Origin of the sequence: Sulfurimonas sp. (assembly GCF_041563495.1) — a bacterium.
Classification (GTDB): Bacteria; Campylobacterota; Campylobacteria; order Campylobacterales; family Sulfurimonadaceae; genus Sulfurimonas.
This window is the reverse complement of sequence record NZ_JBFFMZ010000004.1, coordinates 182,780-206,707: the sequence shown is the minus strand read 5'-3', so window position 1 is coordinate 206,707 and position 23,928 is coordinate 182,780. Positions and strand designations below refer to the sequence as shown.

Genomic DNA, 23,928 nt, shown 5'->3' with positions numbered 1-23,928 from the left:
TAGTCTGTATAATTAAAAAATAAAATCGTCTATTAAAGATTTTATCTCATAATTGATAAAAGAAATATTAAATAACTATAAGATAATTTTATTAAGTATCAAGAAAATATTAAATTTAAGATTCTTTAAACTATAAGGCATTTAATAATAAAGTGATAAGTTAATTAATATAATATGCAAAGGAAAATAAAAAATGAAAAACGAACTTTTGATAGTATGGTCCAGTGGTGAAAAAGAAGTTGCAAAAAAATTAATTTTGCTTTATGGTTCGGTAATGTTACCTCGTTCATATTGGGATGAAGCGACAATTATGGTTTGGGGACCATCAGCAAAACTTTTAGCAGAAGATGAAGAGATTCAAGAGCAGATGAAAACTGTACAAAAGACAGGTGTTTCATTTAACGCATGTGTGGTTTGTACGGATGATTACGGTGTTTCAGAGAAGTTAAGGGAACTTGGTGTGAAACTTATTCACACAGGAGAACTTCTAACAGAAGCTCTCCAAAGTGACGATGTAAAGGTTATAACTTTTTAAATTAAAATCTTTTTTTGTAACCGTGACAATATGGCAGTGAACCTTTCTTTTTGTAATAGTTTTGATGACCTTCATCAGCTTTATAAAACTCTTGTTTGTCCAGTATCTTTGTTACGACATTAAAACCGTTTGCCTTTAGCTTGGCTATAAGTTTACGGATAGTATTTTTTTCATCATCATTGTTTACAAACACAGCTGATAGATATTGTGATCCTATGTCAGGTCCCTGACCGTTTTCTTGAGTAGGATCGTGAATCTCAAAGAAAGTTTTTGCTATCTGCTCATACGATATTTTACTTTTGTCATAAATGACTTCAACGGCTTCCAAGTGCCCTGTTTTGCCGCCTACAACTTCGTAGTAACCTGGATTTTTAACATGTCCGCCCATAAACCCTGAATGAACTTCTTTTACACCTTCTAGTTTTTCAAGATAGTACTCAACTCCCCAAAAACATCCACCTGCAAAGTAAGCATAAGACATATTGCTCTCTTTAGCATCCGGGGTAGAATCTAGATTTATCGAGATGGAGTTTACACAGTGTCTTGTATTTTTAGCAGTGAAACCTTCTCCTTCAAAAACATGACCCAAGTGCCCGCCGCATGTCGCACACACTATTTCAATACGTCTTCCGTCGGCATCAGGCACTCTTTTTACAGCACCGGGAATCGCATCGTCAAAACTCGGCCAGCCGCAGTTTGAGTTGAATTTGTCGCTTGATCTGTAAAGTGGTGTATCACATATCTTACATGTGTAAACACCGTTAGACTTTTCATTAGTATATTTCCCGCTAAAGGGTGGTTCTGTACCTTTGTGAAGAAGCACATTTTTCTCTTGGTCGCTAAGTTGTTCTATTCTGCCCTCGTAAGGTTTTAAATCTATTGCATTCATGGTTGATATAGTAAGTATGAATAATAATATATATTTCATACTATCTCCTTAATATTTGTTTATATTATAAAGATTTTAGGATTAAACAAACACATGGAAATAATTTATCGTTCTTTCTTCAAGCCAGCATTTAGGTTTTAAAATTTTTAAAAAATTTATGAAAACAAAATATTGAGATGGATATAATAATGGACTTTATAAAATTGGTGGTCATTATGAACAGAAAAAATATATATAATCCAGACTCAACAGAGAATGTGAATGACAGAAAAGTATTTGGCGGAGATCCGACAGGTATTTTTGAGTTAAACAACATTAAGTATCAATGGGCATATAATCTTTGGGAAGTGATGCTAAACAACACTTGGTTTCCAAAAGAAGTTGACATGACTCGTGATGTGAACGATTACAAAAATCTGACAGAGAATGAAAAAACAGCGTATGATAAAGCACTTTCACAGTTGATTTTTATGGATTCACTTCAAACAAATAATCTAATCGATAATGTAAATCCTTATATAACTTCTCCCGAAATCAATCTTATTCTTGTTCGTCAATCATTTGAAGAAGCTCTACACTCTCAATCTTATGCCGTTATGGTCGACAGCATCTCGACAAATTCGGCTGAGATCTATGAACTTTGGCGTCGTGATATGATGCTAAAAGGTAAAAATGATGCGATAGCAAGAGTCTATCTCGAACTGGCAGCTAATCCGACGGAACATAACTTTGTAAAAGCATGTTTTGCAAATCAAATCTTAGAGGGAATTTACTTCTACAGCGGTTTTACTTATATCTACACTCTTGCGCGTTCAGGTAAGATGTTGGGATCTGCTCAGATGATTCGTTTCATACAAAGAGATGAAGTTACTCACCTCGTACTTTTTAAAAATCTGATAAACACTCTTAGAAAAGAGAGACCCGATCTATTTACAGATAAGTTAAAAGAAGAAGTGAAAGCGATGTTTGAAGAGGCGGTAAAACTCGAAGCCGATTGGGGTAAATATATTACTCAGGGTCAGATTTTAGGTCTGACTGATGATATTGTTGAGCAATATATAAAATTTTTGGCAGATGACAGACTTACTTCTGTGGGATATGAAAAAATCTACAATGTAGAAAACCCTATCAAATGGGTTGATGATTTCGCAAAATTTAATGATCAAAAAACCAACTTTTTCGAGGGAACTGTAACTAACTACTCAAAAGGTAGTCTTAATTTTGATGACGACTTCTAGGAATTCCTGGAAATCTCATCTTTAAGAGCTTTAAATAAGACCTTGTGTGTGTAACGACTAAAGATATATTTTTTGGCATTGAAAAGCGTCTCAAGCATAATCTTCCAGAGTGTTGAAAAATTTTCATCACTTCTTACGCTGCATAGCTGCAACTGTATTTGATGCTCAAGCTCTGCTAGAGATTTGGCATGATGCACATAGTTCTTTATGATGCTGCACTCAATACCCACTTCTTTAAATTTTTCTATAAGTCTGATGATAGAAGCCTCTTTATCCGTAAAATCATCATCCCCGATAGGCACAAGAATACCGTCTTCTAAAAGTTGTTCCAAAAGTTTACTCTCAAAGCCGTAGTGTTCAATAAACTCCGCTTTTGTATAGTGTTTCGTACCTGCAGGGATATCGCTTAGTGTCTGCATTAGAGGTGCCAGCATTGAGTATGAACTAGAGAGAGACTGGTTCTTTTGCTGCAGGGCTGCTTTTATCTGTTCGTTTGAACTGCCCATCTCTTGCTGCATGTATTTTATATATTTTATTAGCTCTATGTGTTCATCATTGTAACGGTGAACGTTAGACTTGAGCTTTTTAGCTTCTGGAAGCAAACCCTCTCTGATGTAGTATAAAATTGTTGATTTTGGTACATCCGTTAGAGCTACAAGTTCTGATATTTTATATTCCAATAATTATCCTATTAATACTGATATAAGAATTATACCCTATAATTTGAAACGTTAAGTTTAACTTAACGTTTTTAGCAATATAATTATCCATTATTAAAAGGGGAGAAGATGGCACATATAAAATTACCAGAGTTTGAAGATATGAGTCCTGCGATTCAGGATAAAGCAAGACCTATTTTAGAAAAAACGGGGAAACTCGGAGAGATATTTAAACTTTTGGCAATTGATGAGAAAGTATATTTTGCAACTGACGGGATGATCCAAAAGTATCTGCTTGATGAGACTGCTTTGTCTTATGAGATCAAAGAGTCAATAGCACTTCTTATATCTGTAGAGAACGGCTGTAAGATGTGTGTGGACGTACATAAGAGCATCGCCAAGATGCTGGGACTCTCAGATGAGAGAATAGAAGAAGTCCTTCAAGGTGTAGATGCTATACATACGAGTGATGAAGAAAAAGCACTTCTGAACTTCTGTATCAGAGCTTCAAAAAAAGATAATTATAAAATTTTAAAAGAAGAGATAGATGCATTAAAAGATATGGGTTACAGTGATGTTCAGATAATAGAAGCTGTGGCAATAACTGGTTACTTCAACTATATAAACACGCTTTCAAACGTTTTTGCATTAGGTCAATAACAAATGAAAAATGTCTTTATATTATTAGTATTGCTTTTTGGAGTGTTCCAGGCAAAGGAGTATAAGGCTGTATTTGACTGTAGTTCAAGCGATGCCCAATATATAAAGACTCGTATGTGGCTTATTGACAAGACTATGACTATGATAGAAAAACGTGGAGATAAAGCAACTTTTGCCATTACTCTTCACGGTTCTTGTGTACCTATGATATCTAAAGAGTTTGATTTTATAGTTCCTGATAAGGATTTAGCAGATATACAAAAAGCACATGATTATCTAAAAGATTTGGCGACAAAAAGAGGTGTTAAGGTAATCGCGTGTGCAATGAGTTTGGCCTCTAATGCCATAAATAGAAAAGATGTAGTTGAGTTCGTTAAAATTTCCGATAACAGTTTCATTGATACCATAGGTTTTCAAAACGACGGATATGCGTTAATGACATTTAAATAAATTTTATAAAAGAGTAAGAGTATGGTAAGAGAGATAACAAGATATCCAACAACTCCAAGTTTGGAGTTTGGCGCAAATGTCAGATTTTTCAATGATGAATTATTCACATTGCTTGAGGATTTAAAAGATACTATAGAAGCTAATAATCTAGACGCACTTGCAGCATTCCAGATAGGTTCGCCTCTTTGTGTGATAGTAGCAAAAGACAACGGAGAGTTTTTAGAACTCATAAATCCAAGAGTCCTAAAGAGAGAAGGCAGTGTTGAACCTGTGGAGGCTACTGCTTATTTTCCGGGAATGAGTGCTAAGACAAAACGGTATGAAAAAATAACTTTGATGTATGAAGACAGGGAGGGTAATCAGAAATTTCTTGAAGCTGACGGTGAGCTGGCGATTACTCTTCAAAGAAAAGTGGATTATACATTCGGTTCTCATTTTAGGTTTAGACTAAATAAAGATGAGCAAAAATTATTTGACTCAAAACTGGAGTTTGGGACAGATGCAATCACTCAAAATGACTGTCCTACAGTCTTTAAAAGAGATAGAATATTGCACGTTTTTAAGTTTCTTTTTGTTTTTGGACTTCTTGGAGTTGCAGCCAGCTTTTTTATGGGCACGGACAACCTTAGCACACTCGTAAGTGCTGAGAACTACATCATGTCTGCTATGCTTGGTCTTATTGTTATCTACTTCTTTTATGCACAATATGAAGGTAAGCAATACAAGCATTGTACTTCCTGTCAGATAGGAAATATCATAGGAACAAGCATAGTCTCACTGATAAAACTCTTGGTGCTGTTTTTAGCTAACTATTTTTTACTATAGAGTTAAGATATAATTGTAATCTAAATTTATTTTTGGAGAACATTATTAACGCAAATAATACTATTAACGAGAGCGGATACACACTCTGCTCTCTTCTTTTTGACACAATAACACCCGATTATGACACTAACCTGCAAACACTTTTAAATCTTGTAAATCAAGCATCCGAAAAATCTCTAATAGTTGCACCTGAAGTCTGTCTGACAGGCTTTGATTATGATAACTATGATGAAGTCCTTAAATTTGCATCTGTTGCAAACGAGGCTATAAAAGAAGCGTCTTTTAACAAGATAATTGTTTTGACTATGATAGAACAAAGAGACGGCGAGATATTTAACTTCGCAAAGATCTTTCATAACGGCGAAGTGGTTTATGAAAGAGCAAAAGCAAGACTCTTTCGTTTTGGAGATGAGCATAAATACATGAGTGAAGGAGTGGATGAGCCTATAGAGATAGTAGAAGTTGACGGCATAAAGATAGGTCTTCTTATCTGCTTTGAACTCCGTTTTAAAGAGCTGTGGCAAAAACTTGAAGGCTCTGATGTAATCGTAGTTCCCTCTTGGTGGGGAGTTATAAGAACTGAACATTTCGAAGTCCTTACTCAGGCACTTGCCATAATGAACCAGTGTTTTGTAGTTGCAAGTGACTCTTTAGATGCGGAGTGTACTAAAATGAGCGGAATCATATCTCCACACGGAAAAGTGGAGCGCAATGGGAATAAGCCTTGCTTAGAGGTACCATATAGCAAGAAAGAGATAGATGTTATGAGAAAATATATGAATGTGGGTATAAAGTAATTGGATAGAATAACAGCGACAAAAACTGCAAGACTGGCAAATGAATGCCATGAGAAGTTTCACCTAAACGATGAAGTAAAACAGGCCATCGCAAACACTAACAGAGAGAAGTTTGTCCCGACCGGTTTTAAACATAATGCTTACAAATTAGATGCCCTTCCTATGGGTTCTGCACAGTGGATAAGCTCTCCGCTTACAGTTGCAAAGATGACGCAGTATTTAGAGCCAAAAGGTGCCGACAGGGTTTTAGAAGTCGGTTGTGGAAGCGGTTATCAGGCAGCCGTACTTTCGCATCTCTTTCGCGGTGTATTTACTATAGAGCGCATAGAGTCACTGATGTTAGAAGCAAAATCTCGTTTTAGAGAGTTAAAGATAAACAATATTCATACTAGAACCGACGATGGACAAAACGGCTGGATTCAGTATGCTCCATACGACAGAATACTATTTTCGGCATCTACAAAAAAAGTTCCACAAAAGTTATTTGACCAACTTGCAGACGGCGGTATACTCGTAGCTCCGATGGAAGTGAACAACAAACAGGTTATCACCAGCTTTAAAAAGAACGGTTCCTCAATACAAGCAACAGAGCTTGAAGCTTGTGACTTCGTGCCGGTACTCGATGGAGTGCAAAAGTAACAATATTATCAAATAAAAGGAAGTGCCATGTTCTACAAAAGTCTGATTCTTTCCCTGTTTTTATTTTTTAGTTCGCTCCAAGCAGATTATATCACCGAGTATAAGATGGGTGATGAAATACAAAAGTTTATGTATAGGGATGCAAGTCATTCAAAGATGGTTAATCGCGGCGGTGATGAGAAAAGCGAGATTTACCGTGTAGGTAAAAAAGTATATATCGTCAGTGGTTCTGATGGCGATAAACAGATAATCGATGTTGATGATATGAAAGCGATGTCAAGGTCTATGGGTTTTGATGCATCTGCATACGCCAAAGATGCAAAAGAAGAAGCAAAAAACTACAAGATTTCTAAAACCGGAAAAAGAGTCAGTGTAGGCGGTGTCAGGGGTGAGCTTTTTGTTGTTACAGGTACACATGAAGGTAAGCCTTACAAACAAGAGATTGTTATGACAAATAACAAAGATGTTGTTAAGTCAGTTCGTGCGATGTTCTCTCTTTTTAGTGCGATGAGCACGATGAATGACTCAGAAGACCTTTTTGAAGTTAAAAAAGGTTATGTACCTATAAAAAGCGATGGTATGGAACTCAAATCATTCAAAAGTGTGAGAATTGCCAAGAGTGAATATGAGCTTCCAAACAAAGCCAAAAAACAGAGTATTCCTACGAAGCAAACATTGGAAAAATCACAAAACACACAAGATACAGATGCCCAGCAAGACACAGATGTCGGCGAAGCCATAAACATGCTAAAAAGCTTTTTTTAAAAAAACATGTTAGTCCTTGTCACCTTCTTGTTAGTGATAATCCTGCTCTCTCGCATGACAGAAGAGATGAGTAAGATTCCATCAACACTGTCGGTAATAATCTATTCGTTTGCGGTCTCGTTATTCTTCCCTGAACTATTTGAGATAAGCCCTCAAGAGTTCGATGAGATTTTATATTTGATGCTTCCTGTAATTTTACTCCCGGATATTTTGAACATATCCATCAAAGAGTTAAAGAATCATGCCAAAGAGATATTTTATCTTGCGGTTGTGGCGGTTGTGGCATCTATTACCGTTGCAACGTTTATAACTCCTTATCTTCTGCCTCAGTACAGCTTCACAGTCGGAATGCTAATAGCACTTTTTACAATGCTTATGGCTACGGATGCCATTACCGTAACATCTATCATGTCAAAGTTTAAACTGCCGGAGAGACTCAAGATTTATGCAGAATCAGAGTCGCTTTTTAACGATGTCACCGCTCTTATAATATTTTATTTTATAGCTCTGCCTCTTATAACAGGAGGTGAGGTCAGTCTGCTTTCTATAAACTATATTTTGTTAAAAGTGTTGATTTTATCTACGGTGATAGGCTTTGGTGTTGCTTATATAGGATTTTTATCCATAAAGGTTCTCAAAAATCCGTTTGATCAGTTTGTCGTTATCTACCTTGTCGTTATTATCTCCTTTCTTTTAGCGGAATACTTTCATATCGCAGGGATACTCTCTATAGTCGCATCTGTACTGACTTTTAAATATCTTGTACAAAAAGAGATAAAAGGTGAGACACAGCGTCGTGTAAAAATAAGCAGTGTCAAAGATAAAGACTCCGTGCTAGAGTTGATTAAAAGTGTTCCTGCAATTACAAAGAGAGAGTTTAGAGAGTATAAAAAAGAAGCGATGTTTATAGGAATCTTTGCCAATGCCATAGTTTTTGTAATTATCGCAAATATAATTGAACTGCAAATCTTGCTTCAATATACCAAAGAGATTTTAGTTGTATTTGCCATCACCACAGTGATTCGATTTATGGGTGTCTCATCACTTGTACTGGTCATGAGACTTCCCTTTAGATGGGCAAAGACATTAACACTTTCAGGAACAAAAGGAGCTTTAGCCATCATTATGGCTCATTCCATTCCTGAGAGTTTTATATATAAAGACATGTTTGAAGCGATTGTTGTCGGCAATGTTTTAATAAGCACATTTTTTTATACCTTTGTGCTAATGTTTCATATTAAGTTCAACGAAAATGGGTATGCGCAAGATATGCAATCAGACAAGCAAGGCTCAGATGACGGGATTCTTAAATACACTAAAAATGTAGTCGATATACTCGAAAAAGATTCATATACACAAGCCTACAACAGAGCATTTATAGAAGATATCATAACAAACGAATTAGCACGTTCGAGCCGTTATAAACTAGATCTCTCACTATTGATATTAAAGTTATCAAACAAAGAAGAGAAAAACATAGATGCGCTTGAAGTTGTAGGAGATGTAATTACGGAACACATCCGTACAAATGACTATTTTGGAAAATTAAGTGAAGATGAGTATGTCATAGTTGCTTCAAACACTTCCCTTGGCGGAGTTGTGATTTTAGCCGAAAAGATTTCTGAGCAGTTTGCATCTGAAGAGGCAGTATATTCGAATATGGACTATTATTTTGGTGCAACGCAGGCTGATGAGACGGACAGTATAGAAGCAGTTTTAGAAAAGTTATATGAAGCACTTTCTCGCACGATGCAAAGTGCAACTCATGCTATAGAGATAGAAGTTTAGAGTCTATATGATTATATCACTGCAGAGTATTAACTCTTTACAAGCTAATTATTGTAAAATAACACTAACTTAACTCAGGGCAAAAAGCTATGGAAAATATGTACGGCATTGAATATTCTAAACCTGAAGTAGTTTTACTTCAAGATACCGGAATCGGTGTAGCTGAAACAGCGGCAAGAACTTGTTATGATTCGTTTGCAAATAGTGAAAACGGAGTTATTAACTATATTGAAGATCATATGCCCGACGAGGGTATGTGTGATGATATAAACGCTATAGAAGAGTCAAATCTGTTAGGTGATTTGGCTTGGACGTATTTTCATCACAGCATCTTGGAGCATGCAAATCTCTCTTTTTTGATTCGCGGAACTTCAAGAGGTGTCTTACAAGAACATGCACGCCACCGCATCCAAGCCATAAGCGTTAGAAGTACGCGATATACCATGAGCTCTATTATCAATGCTTTTGTGGCATCTGAGGGAGATAAAGAGTTTTTTATAGAGAAGATTTTAGGTTTTGATATGTTTGTGACTTGCGATGAGGGTTATAACAGACTTGAGATCTCAGGGATGTTTGATAAATTAGCTTATCAGCAGACAAAGGTGCAGGACTTTGAAGAGATTGCTGTAGCAAAAAGTTCACTTGGTTTTTTAGAAGAGTTCAAAGGTAATTCGCAGGCAATGTTTGATGCCCTTCAAGCAGGTAAAAAGAAACGTAATGTCGGAGATGCTTTTAAGCACATAATCACCGACAATGTAAAAGTAGATATGGTAGTGACTTTCAATCTCAGAAGTCTGAAGAACTATTTTAGTCTCAGAGACAGCGGCGCGGCATTTTTTCAAATCCGCTGGCTGGCACAAGAGATGATGAGAGTCACACCTACAAAATATCTAGATCTTATAGTAAAAAAGAAGTAAAAATGTACAAATATTATTTAGCAGCACTGCTTATATTTAGCGGATGTTCAAACATTACATTTAACGCGGCTATGTGTGACAAGATAGCATCTGACCCTCAGGCGGTTATGCCTGAGGAGTGTAGAAACTACAGTGAAGAAGAAGCGCAAAAAGCCTTCGATAAGACAAAACATAAAGTAGAGAGCAAAGAAGATATTGTAGAGTTCCATAAAGAGTAGCCATGAATCCAATCAAGGCTATCTCTTTAAATCTCTCCATACCGCTATTTATCTCAGCTCTTTTTGCCGTCGTTATTTATAACACGCATAAAATACCTGAGATTCTTTTTGATATAGTGCCGTATCTTTTTTATGGGCTTAGTCTTCTTATCATCTGGGTTTCTTGGCACTTTAACCGTAACAGATTCATCTTTGTTATTGTTCCTCTTATCCTGATATATCTCGGTTTTGAATATTTCAGTGCAAAAAAAGCCACGCTTCTGTTTTTATATGCATCTATGCTTTATCCTGTACATCTTTTGATTTTTTTAATCTTAAAAGAGAGAGGACTTTTCTCTTTTTGGGGAATACTCAAGATTGCTTTTTTTGTTATAGAGATAGCTGTCGTACTCTTTCTTATCTACTATCCAAAAGAGTTGTTGCATGGTTATATGAAAATTAAACTCTTTGCCGCTAATTTTTACCCTTTAAAAGATTTATCAGTTGCAATCGGGATCTTTGTCTTGTTTGTTATGAGTGCTTTGGTTATGTTTGGCCGTTATCTTATGTACAGCACTTCGTTTTTAAGTCTGCTTTTGACTTTTTATCTCGGGCTTTATTTTCTAAAAACTCCACATGCCACGGAAGTCGCTCTTTTATCTTTTGCCATCATCATTTTTATACTTTTAATTCGCGAGTCATACAGACTGGCTTTTTATGATGAACTCACATCTCTTCCAGGACGCAGAGCCTTGGTGGAAGATATGGCAAAACTCGGGAGAAAATACTCTTTGGCAATGTGTGATATAGACTTTTTTAAAAAGTTTAACGACACTTACGGACATGACACAGGTGATGAGGTCTTAAAAATGGTTGCTTCAAAATTTGCCGAGGTAAGCGGCGGCGGAAAAGCGTATAGATACGGCGGAGAAGAGTTTGTGCTTTTATTCCCTTCAAAAGATGCCGATGAGTCATTTAAGCACGCAGATGCTTTGAGACAGAACATAGCTACTACGCCTTTTAGCGTTAGAAACAACAAAAGCACTAAAAAGATATATATAAATATCTCGGCAGGCATCGCTCAAAACTCATCTAAAGACAAAGATTCTTTTGCCGTTATGAAAAGAGCCGACAATGCCCTGTATAAGGCTAAAAAGGCCGGCAGAAATCAGGTTGTCAAAGCTTAAAACTCAAATGACTGAGTTTTAAGTGTTCTAAATCTGAGAGCCTCTTTGTTATTTTGAATATTAAGTTTTGCAGCTGCCTCTTTAGAGATTCTTCTGACTCCAAGAGTGAGAATTACCCTGTCTCCGGACTTTAACGACTCTTTAAAAGTCACTTCTCTTTTTGCATATATAAGAGTGTCTTTTAGTGTTTCATTCGCATTCCAAGGCATTACCTCTTTTCCATCTTTCCCCGGAATTCTTGTAAATATAAACGGTTCAAGGTGAATATTTTTACCTGCTCTGTTTATCTCAACTTTCAATACACCTTGTCTAAATGATTGACCAAAGAGGGCGTGGTTAGATTTGTTTATAATACTTACACTAAAGCCTTCGGTTTTTTTAGCAATCTTAAAATCAATATATTGACCCATAGATTTATTCATATGATAGATTCCGGCGATACCGTGAAAAGCGTGAGTTTTTGTCTCATTGATGGTTACTTTGGTTCCACTTACTTGAGGCATATGACAGGTTACGCATGTGTTTTTATCATTTTTATCTATCATCGCATCCAGCATAGTAATGTCAAAACTATGTTCATTATTTGTGTGAGAGTGACAACCCATGCAAACGTTTCCGCTATAGTAGTTTTCATTGTTGTAGTCTATTTTGTGAAAAGGTGAATTTTTTGATTCTTTAACGAGACCAAACCACGAAGTCTTTGTTTTATATTCTGCTTTAGCAGAACCTTTTTTGTCACTTTCTAGAGTATAAAACTCTCTATCTTTATTAGTTGTTATATTTGAGTTTGAAAGGGAACCCTCTTCAATATTTTTGATTGTGTGGCAGTAAACGCAAGAGATAGGTTCTTCTCTTTGAATTTTGTTATCCTTTAAAAGCCCTGTTTTCATAAGTTCCTTATCGCTTGGAGAGTGACACTTTGCACAGCTGTATCCATCTGCTCCCTTTGGATGTTTGTCCCACATTGCTTTATGAATCGGATTATTTTGAGTTGAGGCATTACGATGAGAAGACTTATAATACTCTTTGTAAATTATAGGATGGCATTTTTGGCATACTTTGCTCTCATTGGCAAAAACCAAAGAAGAGAGAAGCAGCAGCAGAGTTATGGATAAAAAGTTTTTCATTAAATAACCTTGAGTATGGATGATTTTCAAAAGTCTATCATAAAGCAAAACATAAGTTATTAATATGTATCAAGATTAAGATGAGGTATAATTTCATCAATAATTTTAAAGGTAATATATATGAGTTTAGAAAAAGAGTTAGAAGCAAGAAGCGGCGGTGTTTGTGAATTATGTGGAAGTAGCGAAGGTTTAAGTGTTTTAGACGTTGTACCTTCAGATGGAAGTGCCGATAAAGCTATATATGTATGTTCCACATGTTCATCACAGATTCAAAATCCTGACTCTATGGATGAGACTCATTTTAACTGTTTGAATGATTCTATGTGGAGTGAGACACCGGCAGTTCAAGTTATGTCTTATCGTCTTTTAAATGCTTTGGGCCGTCAAGACTTAGTAGACATGATGTATATGGAAGAAGATATTAAAACTTGGGCAGATGCAGGTTTACCCGATGAAAATGCGCTTGTTTACAAAGATGCAAACGGTGTAACACTTCAAGCCGGAGATACTGTGGTAATCACTAAAGATTTGGATGTAAAAGGTACAACATTTGTAGCTAAAAGAGGTACGGCTGTAAGAAATATCGCTCTTGTTCATGGTAATGCCGAGTTGATTGAAGGCCGTGTTAACGGTGTTAAAATTCAGATTCTTACAAAATTTCTGAAAAAATCGTAACATCTTTTTCTGTTAAACATTTTACTAAGGCAGAAGAAGGACTTATATGCAGGCACAAGAACGCTTTTATAAAATAGATAAAGATTTTCGAAACCCATTTGCAAGAGACAGAGACCGTATTATTCACTCAGGAAGTTTCAGAAAGCTCGAGTATAAAACTCAAGTCTTCTTAAATCAAGAAGGCGATTTCTTTCGTACCCGCTTGACTCACTCCATAGAAGTTTCTCAAATCGCACGTTCTATCACTTCGCATCTTGGACTAAATGAGTCTTTGGCAGAAGCGATAGCTCTGGCGCATGACTTGGGACATACCCCATTTGGCCACATAGGCGGAGACACATTGGATGAGTGCTTAAAAGCCGATGGATTTAAAAATGGTTTTGAACATAATTTTCAAAGTTTCAGAGTTGTCTCATCCCTTGAAAAAAGATATAAAGACTTTGACGGACTGAACCTTACTTTTGCAACACTTGAAGGTATACTCAAACATTCGTATCCATATAAAAAGAGTTTCTTGCCGACTTGGATAGATGAAGAGTTCAACCTTGAAACTCATCCATCAATAGAAGCTATGGTTGTTGACCGTGCCGATGAGATAGCTTATATGAGTCATGATATAGATGACGGTATAAACTCAGGATTAATCAGTTTTGATGACCTTAGAGAGAGTGCCTTGATACAAGAAATACTCGAAAAGGTAAAGGCTGAGGGAATATCAGAAGATGAAGATGAGATGTTTCGTTACCGTTTTAGCTCACATCTGATAAATCATCTTGTCTATTCACTTTTGGCATACTCAAAAGATAAGATAGAGACTACTTCTATATTGAGTGCTACGCTTCACAGCAGTAAGCGGATATCAGTAGGGTTTTCACCTGAGTTGGAGACAAATATTAAAAAGCTTAAAAAACTGCTCTTTAATAAGCTTTATCAAAATAAAGCCATAGTTGTAAAGATGTATGCAGGTAAACAGGCTATTAAAGGGCTTTACCATGCTTTGATGGAAGAAGAGAAGATGTTGCCTAAATTTTATTACGAGCAACTTGGAAGAAGAAAAAAACATAGAGTCGTAGCTGATTGTATCGCTCATATGAGTGATAGATATGCCCTGAGTTTTTACAATGAGATGTACGGAAAAATATAATATGGGCAGATAAAGAACAACGCTATATTTAGAGTTATTCTTTTAAAAGCGGTTATATGCTTGAAACCTTATCAACCAGTTTTTTTGTACTAGCATCTATGATAACGATATCTTTTTTGATTTCTTCTATAGATAGTTTGGTTTCTTGCATCTTATCGATTTGAGTTTTTGTAAGATCTCTAGAAGTATGAGCTTCGTTTTTAATAACTTCAGAGTTTTCAGTATCTTTTAAACCTTTTTGATGTGTATCTTCAATTTCGGCTCGAGATTGAGTTAAACTCTTTTGCAGAATCTCTGAAATATCGACAAGTTCAAGTGCAGATTTGGCATTTTGCTCTACACTGGTGCTTGCATCTGAGATGCTTTGAACTATAACATTTACACTTGCATTAATCTCTGTTAGAGATTTCTGAGTGTTTTCAGCAAGTTTTCTAACTTCATCGGCAACTACAGAGAAGCCTCTACCGTGTTCACCTGCTCTTGCTGCTTCAATCGCTGCATTAAGAGCAAGCAGGTTTGTTTTATCCGAGATATCCGAGATAATATTTAGTATATTTTTAATATCTTCTGCATTGACTGTTAAGGATTTTAAGTTTTCACTAACAGCTATCTCCCCCTCGTGAGTATGTCTTATCTGATCTTCAAGAGCAACCATTTTACTTACAGATTCATTTATCTGCATAGAAACATGATGTAAACTTTCTAAAACTTCTTTTGAAAATTCTAAATTGTTCTCTGATTCATTTGTAATTATATTTAGCTTGCCGGATACTTTAGTCGCCAGTTCTTCACCGGTATTAAAATCATTTTCCAAAATTTGTATGGACTCTTGTAATTGGCGAAGTTTTGAGTAAATTTCATTTGAATCTGCAGTTAGTTTTGTTGCTTCACCAACTTTATCTGTAAATTCGTTGATAAGTTCAACCATATGATGGTACTCTTTAGAAAATGAAAGTTTTAACTCTATTTTTTTTCCGGATTTAAAGTTTGAAAGACTATCTATAATCTTTTTAGCTACATCAACACCGTTTATTTTTTCATCTATATCATGAATAACAATAACCACAGCTATGATTAATTGTACGATTTGTGAGATTATGTTGTCTGTAAATACAAAAGCATTTATAATAAGTAAGACTATACCAATCCAGTGTACCAGTCTCATACGAAGAAAGAGTGAACTCATTAGAACCTCCTAAATTAATAATGTGGATATTATATCATGAAATTTTTATTATTGAGTAGATAAAATTTGAAGTGTTGTAAGGGAAGAGAAATAAAAAGAACAAGCCCGAGGGCTTGAGCTTACAGGCGTGATTCGTAACGTCTCATCATATAAAGACGTTTAAGCATTTTCTTACGAGATGCAATTTTGAATTTCTTACGCTTTTCAGTTTCCGTTTCATGGAAACGGCGAGCACGAGCTTCAGTAACTATTAAGTTACGGTCAGTCTGCTTCTTGAAACGGCGGTAAGATGCATCAAAATTATCATCACTACGTAGTACGATACCAGGCATATCACATCACCCACTTTCTTTAAAATTTTCGAGTTGGAATTATAACATAATGTTTGTTCTTTACAAAGTTTTACTTTTTTGTAGATGTTAAACTTGAAGAAATGTAGCAAATATTCAAATTTAACGGTGAATATTGATTCATGTCAAGATGGTCTTTTTTTAAATAGGATAAAATTTGTCCGATTTAAAATACTAGAGCGTAATGCGTTCTTGCCAAAGGAAACAAAATGAAAAAGATCATTTTACTTATCACGTTAACACTAGGTGCTCTTCAAGCTGAAAATATAGTTCATTATGATACTAAAGAAATAAAAGAGCCAATAAGCAAACCTAATCATCCGAGTTCAGACATATACTAATCACATTAGTCTGATTTTATTCTTCCTCCAAAAACAGACTCTTTTGAGTCTGTTTTAATTCGCCCATTCAATAACTTCATTATTTTTAAGAGTGCTCAAATTTTTCTTGCTAAAATATTTTTCTATGACATACACTTATGTTAAAATAGTTATTTATATCCTGCTCATCGTAAAATAAAAAAAGGAGGTAGGATGGCTAAGAAAGCATGTAATAATGTAAAATGCATAAAAAGCCCAGAGTGTGCCCGCCATGAAGCTTGGCTTAAAGGTGAAAAGAACTTTACTACATTTAAAGGTACAAAGAAAAAGGGTTGCGGCAAGTTTATACAAAAGAAGTAAGTATATTATTGATATAATCACATTATGATTACCCAAGACTCCATAGAAGCCCTAAAAGCACGCCTTGATATTGTTGATGTTGTAGGCTCGTACGTGGAGCTGAAGAAAGCAGGTGTAAATTATAAAGCACCTTGCCCGTTTCACGATGAAAAATCACCCTCATTTGTTGTAAGCCCGTCTAAAGGCATCTATCACTGTTTTGGCTGCGGTGCGGGTGGAGACAGTATTAAGTTTACAATGGAATATGAAAAGCTAAACTATCCAGAAGCGCTGGAGAAGTTGGCAGACAACTATAACTTTACTCTGAGTTATACAGACAACAAACATAACAAACCTCGTTCACAAGTTATGGATAAGTTAAATGAGTGGTATCAAAATATTCTTACTTCAAAACAGACGGCTTTGGCTTACATCAAAGAACGCGGCATCTATGAGAGCAGTGTAGAGAAGTTTGGAATCGGTTATGCACCAGAGTCGGATGCTACCATCAACTACATAAAATCTCAGCTATTTAGCATGAATGAAGCTGTCGATATGGGTGTTGTAGGATACGACGGCGGAAGAAACTTTGCAAGGTTTATCGAGCGTATAACTTTTCCAATTCACTCTGCAAACGGCTCAATTGTCGGTTTTGGCGGTAGGACCATCACGGGGCATCAGGCAAAATATGTAAACTCCCCAGAGACTGCATTTTTTAACAAGTCGCGTCTTTTGTATGCCTATCATTATGCCAAACAGAGCATCTATAAAACAAAAGAGATAATAATTACCGAGGGATACCTTGATGTTATCATGCTTCATCAAGCCGGATTTACAAATGCAGTTGCAACACTAGGTACAGCACTTACTCCTGAGCATCTGCCTCTTTTAAGAAAGGGAGAGCCCAGAGTCATTATGGCTTATGACGGGGACAAAGCAGGACGCGGGGCAGCTCTAAAAGCCTCCAGACTGCTTAGTGCCGGTGGGTTTAACGGCGGTGTAGTTATTTTTGGGGATGGACTGGACCCTGCTGATATGGTGAATAAGGGAGCCGTTGAAGAGTTGGCGACAATGTTTAGAGAAGCCAAGCCTTTTATAGAGTTTGTTTTAGAAGAGCTGCTATCGCTTTATGATTTACGTGATCCAAAAGCCAAAGAAGCTTGTATGCAAGAGGGTGTAGGTTACCTAAAGACACTTTCTCCTATTCTTCAAGAAGAGTATAAGACTTTCTTGGCATCCCGCCTGGGAGGCTTAGGAGTTAGCCCGTCTCTTGTCAGAATGGGACAATCACCAAGAGATAAAAATACACCGCTCATTCAGAAAAACACACATAAAGATATGTGGGAACTAAGTCTCATTAAGACAGTTTTGGAACATCCCGAGTTGATAGACCAGATGCTGGACGCACTTGATCCTTCACTGCTGCAGTTTCACTCTAGAGAGTTCTTATTGTCTTTGCAAGGAAAAAATGACGAACCTTCGCTTATGGCAATAGCAGTTGATAATCAGATAAAATCACTCAAAGATGAAGAGTCTTTAAAAGCCGAGCTTATTGCGTTTTTGACAAAACACTACGAAAGAGAACTTAAAAAGATAAATATGCAATCTGATATGTCATTTGAAAAAAAAGCTTTTTATATTCGTAAAATCCGTGGAAAAATATCAAAATTAAAACGTGGCGAGTTAGCAGCTTTTAAAGATTGATTATAAGTTGATTTAATGGTAAAATTCCAAAATTAAAATGAGGTGAACTGGTTTAGCTTCGGCTAAACTCCTGTGCCCCAACAAAGGAAAAAAATGAAAGCAATAGCACTTTTTAGCGGTGGATTAGACTCGACATTAGCAATGAAGCTAATAATAGATCAAGGCATAGATGTCTTGGCAGTAAATATCTCTACAGGTTTTGGAAGTACGAAAGACAGACTTGAGCATATGCAAAATATGTGTAATCAAGTCGGTGCTGAATTAAAAATCATAGATATTCAGAGTGAATTTTTGCAAGATGTTTTATTTGACCCAAAACACGGTTATGGAAAAAATTTCAATCCTTGTATAGATTGTCATGCCAAGATGTTTGCTGTTGCAAAAAGAATCATGGAAGCCGAGGGTGCCAGCTTTTTAATAAGCGGTGAAGTTATGGGTCAGCGTCCCATGAGTCAAAACAAAGAAGCTCTTCAAACGGTTTTGAATGAGAGTAACTGCGACGGACTATTGCTTCGTCCTATGTCGGCAAAAATGCTTAAACCTACTATTGCAGAGATAGAGGGCTGGGTAGATAGAGAAAAGCTGGAAGGCATTACGGGAAGAAGTCGTGACAGACAGTTGGAGTTGGCAAAAGAGATAGGTCTTGCCGATTTTGAATCTCCCGGAGGCGGTTGTCTTTTAACTGATGAGAATTTTGGTAAAAAGATGTTTGACTTTATAAAGTATGATAAGTTTGAGGTAAAAGATATTCCTGTTATGAAATTTGGCCGTCATCTTCGTCTGAGCGACGGGGCTAAACTTGTCGTAGGTAGAAATAAAGAAGAAAACGGTTACCTGCAAGATATAGAAAATGATAAGTTTTTTCATGCAAAAACAGTAGGTATACCGGGACCTCACGCACTGCTTAGTAAAGATGCAGGCGATGCAGACAGAGAACTTGCTACAAAGATAATACTCAGTTACACCAAGGCTGACCCTAAAAAAGTTTATACTATCTCTTATGACGGCGTTGAACAAAAAGGTTCTCCTTTTGAGACACGTGAAGAAGCCAATAAATTTAATGTTTTATAATATTTTTTAATTTATTAGTTTTTGGCTATACTGGCAGCATACAAAAAATATTTTTCAAAGATTGGCTTTCTAAAAGTCATTTGATTAGATAGCAAAGGAGTATTTTATGGCTGGTATTCATTTTCAATTTGGAGATTTTAAACAACTTCTTCGTTTAAACATAGGTATAGCTGACAGACTTGATGAAAATCGTGCAGAAAGTTTTACCGTATTGTATTGTGATTTTAGTGAAATAGAAGATGAAACCATAAACAGAGCTCTAAAAAAGATACTTAGAACTTCTGATACCATTGCCAACTATAAGAAAGATTACTTCTTTGTCTTGCCATACACAGATAAATATGGTGCAGATATCGTAAAAAAATTATTTGATAAATTTTTTAAAAAGTTTTTAAATACATTTTTAATAAGTTATCCTGCTGATGGTGAGAGCGCGGAGGAAATAACTGAAATTTTGCAAACAAGCGTCAAACGTTTTTGTAAAAGAGATTTAGATTATCTGGATGTGCTCAAATAAAAATACCTACTTAAATCCGTATTCTTTAGAGTTTTTGTAAAACTCTATAGCTTCGGATATCTTCTGCTCTTTATATACTTTTTTATCGCATACCAACCTGCATTTTATTTTTGGATTGTTAGAAGCCTGCTCATTTTCAGAACTCTTTTTTGTCTCATAAGTAGACATCTCAAAACTTTTTTGTCCCGCCGATTCAAATGGACTCAGAGCAAACAGTAGCATAGGGAAAAAAGAAAAAACTATTTTATTCATAGGCACAATATCGGCAGAGTTTGTAATAGTTTTAGTATTGACACTTATATATTGGAATAATTTATGCTTTATAATATGAAAACGGCCTATATTTAGGGTGTAAAAGGAGCTAAAGATGATTTCATTAGAATCAAAAACTGATGTATCTACGTCTTCGCCATTGAGTCTGTCAACTCCTGATAAGGAGCCGACGCTCTCATTCTCCGAGCTTCTAAGGGGAGCCGGAAAAAAGGATGCAAAAGTTGTTCAAAACGGCACTTTAGTACTTTCTTTAGCAAATAATGATATAAGTGAAAAATCATCTTCAAAAAGTGAGACACTGCTTTCATTACTAAAAGGCAAGAATTCAAAAGAGAGTGATACTCTTGTAAAATCAGAATTAGAACCAATAGAATTAAACCCTAAGATAACGCAAGAGATGACTCCAAAAGAGTTAAAAGCCTTGGTCTCAGATGCAAAACAATATTTAAAATCAAAAATTTTAGAGAGTGATGCGTATAAACAATCGCAAATTAAAGATCTTCCAAAAACACTTAAAGGCTTAGCTGCTTTAGCAAAAAATTACGGCATTGATATCTCAAAAATCAGTATAGAGGAAGTTCAGGCTAAAGTCGAATTGCCACAAACAAAGACTTTATCGACTAAAGATGTTAAAAAGAGCGCTACAGTTCAAGAAGTAGCTGATGAAACAGAAAACAGTAAAATACAGATAAAAAATGAAGATAAAAAAGCAGAGTTAAGCAAAAATATTGAATCTATAAAATCCACACCTCTTTTTAAAGCCCAAGATGCAAAAGAGCATACAACAGAGCAGATAGTTGTCGCAAAACAGTTTAAGATCGAGGAAAAAACACCAAAAGAAAAAGCAGATGAAACATTGAAACTTCTTCTTCGCGGTGAAAAATCATCAGCGTCTGACGCTAGACTTACAGCAGATTTTTCAGTGGCAACAGCAAGAGTAATAGCTCCTAGTGCAGCTTCAGACGCAGCAAGATCTTTGGAAAAACTTCTACACGGTGAATCATCGCACGAGCAAAACAATGGCTCTAATGCAAAACTGGAGACGTCGGCAACTTTGAAATCTGACAGCTTTGAGGTAAAACTAAACGAAGCAAAACAGATGATAAAGTACATCTCACAGGATGTTAAAACTGCTATAGAAGATTATAAGTCTCCATTTACAAGACTAAAGGTTCAGTTAAACCCTCAAAAATTAGGTGAAGTAGATTTGACAATAGTTCAAAGAGGTAAAAACCTTCATGTTAATATCAGTTCAAACAATACGGCAATAAATACTCTCTCAATGAACGCGAATGAGCTAAAAGCACAACTAAGTAATAATGGAATAAATAATGCTTCATTAAACTTTAACAACTCTTCACAAAATAGTGATTCAAGTGCTCATCAACAGCAAAATCGCCAAAATGAGCGAAGAGCGGATGAAGAATATAACTATTTTAATAATGAAGAACAAAGTGAAGAGATTTTAAGCTCTTTAGAAATCGTAGTTCCGCACTACGCATAACTTTAGTCGCCTCAGCGGCGCAAGCTAAGATAAAGGAGCTTTATTCCTTTGTCGGACAAATAAATTAAGGAGTATGTTATGGCAATCAATTCATTAGGTGAAAACCTTGCAACAAGTGGTACAGTACAAAATACTACAACAGTAGAAAATAAAACAGCATTAGGTAAAGATGACTTTATGACGCTTTTGTTAGTTGAACTTCAGCATCAAGATCCGACAGAGCCTATGGATAGTGAAAAAATTCTGACTCAAACATCTCAATTGGCTTCTTTAGAGTCTGCGGAAAATACTAATAAAGCATTAGAAGATTTAGCTGCTTCTTTAGGTAGTTCGCAACAGTTTTCTACTATAGCTGCTATAGGAAAGACTGCAGACATAGGCAGTAATGCTATAGGACATGATGAGGGTAGTAGCACTTCATTTGAAGTTTATTTTCCACAAGATATTGCTTCAGGTGTAGTTGAAATACTTGATAGCAATGGAGAGATAGTCAGTACTATAGCTGCTGAGCCAAATTCTTCCGGTGTTTATCAGTATGACTGGGATGGTATGCTCAGTAATGAAAATGCAGCAGAGAGCGGTGTATACTATGTAACAGCTAGTTACAAAAATGCAGCCGGTGATGATTTAACTACAAGAATGGGAGCTTATCCTATAGAGTCAGTTAGATTTGAAGATGGTAAAGCTCTTGTAAAAGTAGGTTCTGCCTACGTACCTCTTGAAAATATAAAAGAAGTATATTAAAAAAAAGAGTTTTATGAAATAAAATTAAGGAGCATGTTATGATGACTCAAGCTTTTTATACCGGAATATCAGGTCTTAAATCCAATCAGACGGGTATAGATATTTTAACAAATAATCTGGCAAATATCTCAACTGTAGGGTTTAGGGGCTATAACACAGAGTTTGCATCTATGTTTGAAGACTCTTTAAATACGGCTACAAGTGGCTCTAGTACCTCTAGTAGTATCGGTGCAGGTGTACAGATGCAATCATCTACGATGAACAGAGACCAAGGTGTCATTCAGCTCTCAGACCAAAGTACGGACTTGGCAATTCTTGGAAATGGATGGTTCGGTATTCAGGGTGAGACTGACACAATGTATACGCGTGCAGGTAATTTTACTTTTGACAGAGAGAGTGACCTTGTTACTCCTGATGGATATTATGTACTTGGTACAATGGGCGGTAATATAACTGATGACGGTTTACTTAACGGTATCTTGCCAGAAGTTAAATTAGGGGACGTTGGATCTCAGCAGAAGCTTCGTTTTCCGAAAACTTTGACTTATCCGCCAGAGCCTTCAACAACTGCTAAATTTATCGGTAACATAGGTACAGATGCTGAGGTAAGAACTATAGGTGCAACCGTAGTAGACCCTCAAAATAGTAAAAATCATCTAAGACTATCTTTTACAATGGCAGTTCCGCAAGTCTTGCCCGGAAGCCAATGGGATGTAGTGGCAACTACGCAAACTCTTGACGGCACTACAATATATGATACAAAAACAGGTGTCGCGAGTTTTGATGCAACAGGAGCCTTGGTCTCTAGTACTTTGAGCACTATAGATAATAATGGAGCTTCAGTAGAAATCGATTTAGGAAACGGTTACGACGGTGTAGTAGCAATTAATAACATTCCAATAACTGCATCAAGTATGGCCGATGGAACTATTGGAGGCGACCTTGAAGGTTACAGCGTAAACAAAAATGCAGAAGTCATAGCTACATTTACAAACGGCTTGCAAAGCAGTGTTGGAAAAATAGCTGTCTATCACTTTAGAAATGAACAAGGACTTGATCGTGCAAGCGGATCTAGATTTTTAGAGGGCACAAACAGTGGTAGCCCTCTTTTTTACACAGATGCCAGCGGAGAAAACATCATAGGTGCAGATATTATGAACTTTAATCTTGAAGGCTCAAATGTTCAGATGACGGTTGGACTAACTGACCTTATAATTTTGCAAAGGTCATACGATGCAAATTCAAAGTCTATAACTACTGCAGATCAGATGATGCAAAAAGCTCTACAAATGGATGCGTAAGGCATACTATTAAATCTCGTATAATCTGAACGCACTACACTTACACTTTAGTGACACTAGTGTCGGCATTTAGTGCCAGAAGTACAGATTATACTCAATCACTAAAGCTACACCTTCGGTGAGAGTT

28 protein-coding genes are annotated in these 23,928 nt (G+C 36.2%); 22 read left to right on the top strand and 6 right to left on the bottom strand.

Annotated elements, in window-relative coordinates:
• Positions 1-193 precede the first annotated feature (193 nt).
• A complete protein-coding gene (locus tag ABYK18_RS06035; protein WP_373035746.1) occupies positions 194-535 on the top strand; it encodes a DsrE family protein in 342 nt (113 codons plus the stop codon).
• A gap of 1 nt (position 536) precedes the next feature.
• On the opposite strand, the gene ABYK18_RS06030 is transcribed toward ABYK18_RS06035, so the two are convergent.
• Positions 537-1,388 (bottom strand): bifunctional methionine sulfoxide reductase B/A protein, encoded by an 852-nt coding sequence (locus ABYK18_RS06030; RefSeq protein ID WP_373035801.1) that lies wholly within the window; start codon positions 1,386-1,388, stop codon positions 537-539.
• Positions 1,389-1,639: 251 nt separating this feature from the next.
• Here ABYK18_RS06030 and ABYK18_RS06025 point away from each other — a divergent pair, with 251 nt between their 5' ends.
• Positions 1,640-2,662 (top strand): ribonucleotide-diphosphate reductase subunit beta, encoded by a 1,023-nt coding sequence (locus tag ABYK18_RS06025; RefSeq protein ID WP_373035800.1) that lies wholly within the window; start codon positions 1,640-1,642, stop codon positions 2,660-2,662.
• Here the strand turns inward: ABYK18_RS06025 and ABYK18_RS06020 are convergent.
• Positions 2,659-3,342, bottom strand: coding sequence for a MerR family transcriptional regulator (locus ABYK18_RS06020; RefSeq protein ID WP_373035745.1), 684 nt, complete (start codon positions 3,340-3,342; stop codon positions 2,659-2,661). The two genes, ABYK18_RS06025 and ABYK18_RS06020, sit on opposite strands and share 4 nt — an antisense overlap.
• A gap of 108 nt (positions 3,343-3,450) precedes the next feature.
• Here ABYK18_RS06020 and ABYK18_RS06015 point away from each other — a divergent pair, with 108 nt between their 5' ends.
• From ABYK18_RS06015 to ABYK18_RS05970, 10 genes are all read left to right on the top strand, one after another.
• Positions 3,451-3,981 carry a carboxymuconolactone decarboxylase family protein gene (locus ABYK18_RS06015; protein WP_373035744.1) on the top strand — a complete coding sequence of 177 codons (531 nt, stop codon included), beginning with the start codon at positions 3,451-3,453 and terminating at the stop codon, positions 3,979-3,981.
• 3 nt (positions 3,982-3,984) lie between these two features.
• Entirely contained in the window at positions 3,985-4,431 is a 447-nt protein-coding gene (locus tag ABYK18_RS06010) for a DsrE family protein (protein WP_373035743.1), read from the top strand.
• A gap of 21 nt (positions 4,432-4,452) precedes the next feature.
• A complete protein-coding gene (locus ABYK18_RS06005) occupies positions 4,453-5,256 on the top strand; it encodes a peptide deformylase (RefSeq protein WP_373035742.1) in 804 nt (267 codons plus the stop codon).
• Positions 5,257-5,288: 32 nt separating this feature from the next.
• Positions 5,289-6,053: a carbon-nitrogen hydrolase family protein gene (locus ABYK18_RS06000; RefSeq protein WP_373035741.1), complete on the top strand. Its 765-nt coding sequence runs from the start codon at positions 5,289-5,291 to the stop codon at positions 6,051-6,053.
• Complete coding sequence (locus ABYK18_RS05995; protein ID WP_373035740.1) at positions 6,054-6,692, top strand: protein-L-isoaspartate(D-aspartate) O-methyltransferase; 639 nt, start codon at positions 6,054-6,056, stop codon at positions 6,690-6,692.
• A 27-nt stretch (positions 6,693-6,719) separates the two neighbouring features.
• Positions 6,720-7,457, top strand: coding sequence for a hypothetical protein (locus ABYK18_RS05990; protein ID WP_373035739.1), 738 nt, complete (start codon positions 6,720-6,722; stop codon positions 7,455-7,457).
• Between the two features lie 33 nt (positions 7,458-7,490).
• The gene (locus ABYK18_RS05985; protein ID WP_373035799.1) at positions 7,491-9,245 is read left to right on the top strand and encodes a cation:proton antiporter; all 1,755 of its coding nucleotides are present in this window, start codon (positions 7,491-7,493) and stop codon (positions 9,243-9,245) included.
• A gap of 89 nt (positions 9,246-9,334) precedes the next feature.
• Positions 9,335-10,162, top strand: coding sequence for an FAD-dependent thymidylate synthase (locus ABYK18_RS05980; RefSeq protein WP_373035738.1), 828 nt, complete (start codon positions 9,335-9,337; stop codon positions 10,160-10,162).
• 2 nt (positions 10,163-10,164) lie between these two features.
• Entirely contained in the window at positions 10,165-10,380 is a 216-nt protein-coding gene (locus tag ABYK18_RS05975) for a hypothetical protein (RefSeq protein ID WP_373035737.1), read from the top strand.
• Between the two features lie 2 nt (positions 10,381-10,382).
• Positions 10,383-11,546, top strand: coding sequence for a diguanylate cyclase (locus tag ABYK18_RS05970; protein ID WP_373035736.1), 1,164 nt, complete (start codon positions 10,383-10,385; stop codon positions 11,544-11,546).
• Here ABYK18_RS05970 and ABYK18_RS05965 read toward each other — a convergent pair.
• A complete protein-coding gene (locus tag ABYK18_RS05965; RefSeq protein WP_373035735.1) occupies positions 11,543-12,673 on the bottom strand; it encodes a multiheme c-type cytochrome in 1,131 nt (376 codons plus the stop codon). The genes ABYK18_RS05970 and ABYK18_RS05965 overlap by 4 nt on opposite strands.
• A gap of 120 nt (positions 12,674-12,793) precedes the next feature.
• Here ABYK18_RS05965 and ABYK18_RS05960 point away from each other — a divergent pair, with 120 nt between their 5' ends.
• Together ABYK18_RS05960 and ABYK18_RS05955 are read left to right on the top strand one after the other, a co-directional pair.
• Positions 12,794-13,348 carry a PhnA domain-containing protein gene (locus ABYK18_RS05960; RefSeq protein WP_373035734.1) on the top strand — a complete coding sequence of 185 codons (555 nt, stop codon included), beginning with the start codon at positions 12,794-12,796 and terminating at the stop codon, positions 13,346-13,348.
• A 46-nt stretch (positions 13,349-13,394) separates the two neighbouring features.
• The gene (locus tag ABYK18_RS05955) at positions 13,395-14,492 is read left to right on the top strand and encodes a deoxyguanosinetriphosphate triphosphohydrolase family protein (protein WP_373035733.1); all 1,098 of its coding nucleotides are present in this window, start codon (positions 13,395-13,397) and stop codon (positions 14,490-14,492) included.
• A 52-nt stretch (positions 14,493-14,544) separates the two neighbouring features.
• Here the strand turns inward: ABYK18_RS05955 and ABYK18_RS05950 are convergent, their stop codons facing one another.
• Together ABYK18_RS05950 and rpsU are read right to left on the bottom strand one after the other, a co-directional pair.
• Complete coding sequence (locus ABYK18_RS05950; protein ID WP_373035732.1) at positions 14,545-15,678, bottom strand: methyl-accepting chemotaxis protein; 1,134 nt, start codon at positions 15,676-15,678, stop codon at positions 14,545-14,547.
• A 119-nt stretch (positions 15,679-15,797) separates the two neighbouring features.
• Positions 15,798-16,010 carry a 30S ribosomal protein S21 gene (rpsU, locus tag ABYK18_RS05945; RefSeq protein WP_008340937.1) on the bottom strand — a complete coding sequence of 71 codons (213 nt, stop codon included), beginning with the start codon at positions 16,008-16,010 and terminating at the stop codon, positions 15,798-15,800.
• Between the two features lie 227 nt (positions 16,011-16,237).
• Between rpsU and ABYK18_RS05940 the strand changes: the two genes are divergently transcribed.
• The 5 genes from ABYK18_RS05940 to ABYK18_RS05920 all read left to right on the top strand — a co-directional run bounded on the left by ABYK18_RS05940 (position 16,238) and on the right by ABYK18_RS05920 (position 19,979).
• Positions 16,238-16,369, top strand: a complete 132-nt coding sequence (locus tag ABYK18_RS05940; protein WP_373035731.1) for a hypothetical protein — start codon at positions 16,238-16,240, stop codon at positions 16,367-16,369.
• 192 nt (positions 16,370-16,561) lie between these two features.
• The gene (locus tag ABYK18_RS05935; protein WP_373035730.1) at positions 16,562-16,708 is read left to right on the top strand and encodes a hypothetical protein; all 147 of its coding nucleotides are present in this window, start codon (positions 16,562-16,564) and stop codon (positions 16,706-16,708) included.
• 24 nt (positions 16,709-16,732) lie between these two features.
• On the top strand, positions 16,733-18,391 hold the full coding sequence (gene dnaG, locus ABYK18_RS05930; protein ID WP_373035729.1) for a DNA primase: 1,659 nt from the start codon (positions 16,733-16,735) through the stop codon (positions 18,389-18,391).
• 93 nt (positions 18,392-18,484) lie between these two features.
• Positions 18,485-19,462: an argininosuccinate synthase domain-containing protein gene (locus tag ABYK18_RS05925; RefSeq protein ID WP_373035728.1), complete on the top strand. Its 978-nt coding sequence runs from the start codon at positions 18,485-18,487 to the stop codon at positions 19,460-19,462.
• A gap of 106 nt (positions 19,463-19,568) precedes the next feature.
• Positions 19,569-19,979, top strand: a complete 411-nt coding sequence (locus ABYK18_RS05920; RefSeq protein WP_373035727.1) for a hypothetical protein — start codon at positions 19,569-19,571, stop codon at positions 19,977-19,979.
• Between the two features lie 6 nt (positions 19,980-19,985).
• Here ABYK18_RS05920 and ABYK18_RS05915 read toward each other — a convergent pair whose 3' ends face one another.
• Positions 19,986-20,231 (bottom strand): hypothetical protein, encoded by a 246-nt coding sequence (locus ABYK18_RS05915; RefSeq protein ID WP_373035726.1) that lies wholly within the window; start codon positions 20,229-20,231, stop codon positions 19,986-19,988.
• A 115-nt stretch (positions 20,232-20,346) separates the two neighbouring features.
• On the opposite strand from ABYK18_RS05915, the gene ABYK18_RS05910 reads away from it, so the two are divergent.
• The 3 genes from ABYK18_RS05910 to ABYK18_RS05900 all read left to right on the top strand — a co-directional run bounded on the left by ABYK18_RS05910 (position 20,347) and on the right by ABYK18_RS05900 (position 23,801).
• Entirely contained in the window at positions 20,347-21,756 is a 1,410-nt protein-coding gene (locus tag ABYK18_RS05910) for a flagellar hook-length control protein FliK (RefSeq protein WP_373035725.1), read from the top strand.
• Between the two features lie 78 nt (positions 21,757-21,834).
• Positions 21,835-22,500, top strand: a complete 666-nt coding sequence (locus ABYK18_RS05905) for a flagellar hook capping FlgD N-terminal domain-containing protein (protein ID WP_373035724.1) — start codon at positions 21,835-21,837, stop codon at positions 22,498-22,500.
• A gap of 38 nt (positions 22,501-22,538) precedes the next feature.
• A complete protein-coding gene (locus ABYK18_RS05900; protein WP_373035723.1) occupies positions 22,539-23,801 on the top strand; it encodes a flagellar hook-basal body complex protein in 1,263 nt (420 codons plus the stop codon).
• The last annotated feature ends 127 nt before the right edge of the window (positions 23,802-23,928 follow it).